Source organism: Cyanobacteriota bacterium (assembly GCA_025054735.1).
In the GTDB taxonomy this organism is placed as follows: Bacteria; Cyanobacteriota; Cyanobacteriia; order SKYG9; family SKYG9; genus SKYG9.
On record JANWZG010000502.1, the window covers coordinates 1 to 2,413 of the forward strand.

A 2,413-nucleotide genomic window follows, 5' to 3' on the forward strand; every position below is an offset into this window, starting at 1 on the left:
AGTCTTTCCTGGTATGACTGGTATACGCCGGATTACTATCGAGTCTAATGACGATATCGAAATCCCTGCCAATGGTGGTACTTTCTCCATCCCCACATCCGAAGGTCTGATTGAGTTGACATCTGAAGACGTTGCATCCGGTACGACAGGCGGCAGCGGCACCGGCACAGGTACAACAGGCGGTACTGGCACCGGCACAGGCACCAGTACAGGCACGACAGGCGGCACGGGCACCGGCACGGGCACAGGTACTGGCACTGGCACGGGCACCGGCACGGGTACAACAGGTGGCACAGGTACGGGTACCGGCACCGGCACGACAGGTGGCACGGGCACGGGCACGGGTACGACAGGCGGCACCGGCACCGGCACTGGCACGACAGGTGGCACCGACACAGGCACGACAGGCGGTACTGGCACGGGCACTGGCACCGGCACGACAGGCGGCACCGGCACCGGCACAGGTACGACAGGCGGCACAGGTACGGGTACGGGCACCGGCACAGGTGCAGGTTCTAACAATGGTGTGATTACTGTGCCGTAGCATAGCCATAGACGGGGATGGGCTGCATTACCCGTCCCGACGATCGTCTGTGTGAGCCTTCTGACAATAGTAGGTAGCCAGCTATTTCTAGGAATGGCTGGCTTTGTTGTTCTTAGTTGTTCTTAACGGATGATGAGATGGGTCAACGACCGCGTAACGACTCTAGGCGCGATCGGTAATTCAATAGCTCTGCCGATCGCTGGGGAAATAGCACAATCATGCGATCGACAATCTGAATTGCCCGATCCCAGTCCCTAGCACTCACTGCTGCCTGGAGTTGGGAATTAAGCTGCGCAACTTGGGATGGTGTTGGTGGCGTAGCAGACGGTGGTGTAGGTGTATCTAAACATTGCACCATTAAGCGCACAATGCTTCGGGGTGGAGAACCGATAGCCATCATTTGCCGAGATAGCTCGGTGAACTCAGCAAAGCTAAACTCTGCTTGGATACGCTCAAGCGTGCAGGCACAAAATCGCGCGGGTTGTCCTGATGCTTCACAGCCCCGTATAAACTCCTGTGTCACATCAGCAGGATAGGTATATCGCGCCATAGCAACCGCAGGCACTAGCACAACTGCGATCGTTGCTATTCCCATCGCAAGACGACGATCGTGCTTACCCAAGATGGCGCTGAAAGTCTTAGCAACCCTACTCGCAACCCTACCCATAGTGTGAAATCTAGGAGTAACATCACCTAACACTCTAGCAAAGCAGAGCCAGTCTGTACTCATCATTACTTCTCTATCTCTACTGTCACTCGACTCTCCAGCAATCAGAGCCTGTAGTAACACCAACTCTCCAAACGCTAGCGACGTAACCCATCAGTTCGTAGTCTGTAAATCCTGACTAAAAGCTATCTATAGCCAGAGTATGGGGAAGTGGCACAAGAACCTAAGTGCTCACCACAAACGTCCTAGTTAGCCTGTGTATCGCTACAGCGCCTTGGCATCCCAGTAGCTAGACCCGCTAGTTCCGTTACCTGTGTTGACTCCTCAACCAACACTGACAGCAGTATTAGCAGCATAGCGATGGGCAGCCGCGATCAGGGCATTCACATCCTCAGCGGTGGTATTAAAGGCTGTAACCAAGCGCAACAGGGTACTACCATCCCAGCGATAGAATTGGAAACCTTCAGCCAGCAGCCCAGTGATTACTGTTTCCGGCAACCGAATGAATAGCTCGTTGGTTTGTAATGGATGGCAAAGTTCGGCCCCTGGTACTGCTGCTAACCCTGCTGCCAGTTGAGTTGCCATGTGGTTAGCGTGGGTAGCGTGCCTAAGCCACAGGTCATTCTCTAGATAGGCCAATAGCTGCGCCGACAGAAATCGCAGCTTGGAAAAGAGGTGTCCACCCCGCTTGCGACGATAGATAAAGTCTCCGGCTAGGTCAGGGTCAAAAAACACCACCGCCTCGGCAGCCAGGGCACCATTTTTGGTAGCCCCAAAGGAAAGCACATCTACCCCTGCTTTCCAAGTCAGTTCTGCTGGTGTGCACCCAACGCTGACTAATGCATTGGCAAACCGCGCTCCGTCCATATGAAGCCGCAGATAGCGGGCATGGGCAACTTCTGCAATCTGATAGATTTCTGTAGGCGTGTATACAGTTCCGGCTTCTGTAGCTTGAGTAATGCTGACGGTAGCTGGTTGAGCGTGGTGGACGACTCCAGCCCCAGCCTGTTGCAAAACAGTTGCCAAGTCCGCTGCTGTGATTTTACCGTGATCACCGGGCAGAGGCACCAGCTTAGCACCACCTGTATAGAACTCTGGTGCACAGCATTCATCTAAGTTGATGTGAGAATCTGTATGGCAATAGATAGCCCCATAGGGAGGTGTAACCGTTGCCAAAGCCAAGGCATTTGCTGCGGAACCGG

Annotated in this window: 3 protein-coding genes; 1 reads left to right on the forward strand and 2 read right to left on the reverse strand. The window is 54.2% G+C overall.

The genetic code is table 11. From position 1 onward, the window contains the following. Positions 1 to 544, forward strand: a 544-nt coding sequence (locus NZ772_17385) for a hypothetical protein (GenBank protein ID MCS6815330.1), incomplete at its 5' end; no start/stop codon positions are given. A gap of 142 nt (positions 545 to 686) precedes the next feature. On the opposite strand, the gene NZ772_17390 is transcribed toward NZ772_17385, so the two are convergent. Continuing rightward, complete coding sequence (locus NZ772_17390) at positions 687 to 1,211, reverse strand: hypothetical protein (GenBank protein ID MCS6815331.1); 525 nt, start codon at positions 1,209 to 1,211, stop codon at positions 687 to 689. 324 nt (positions 1,212 to 1,535) lie between these two features. Beyond that, positions 1,536 to 2,413: beta-eliminating lyase-related protein (locus NZ772_17395; GenBank protein MCS6815332.1), on the reverse strand; the 878-nt coding region annotated here is incomplete at its 5' end.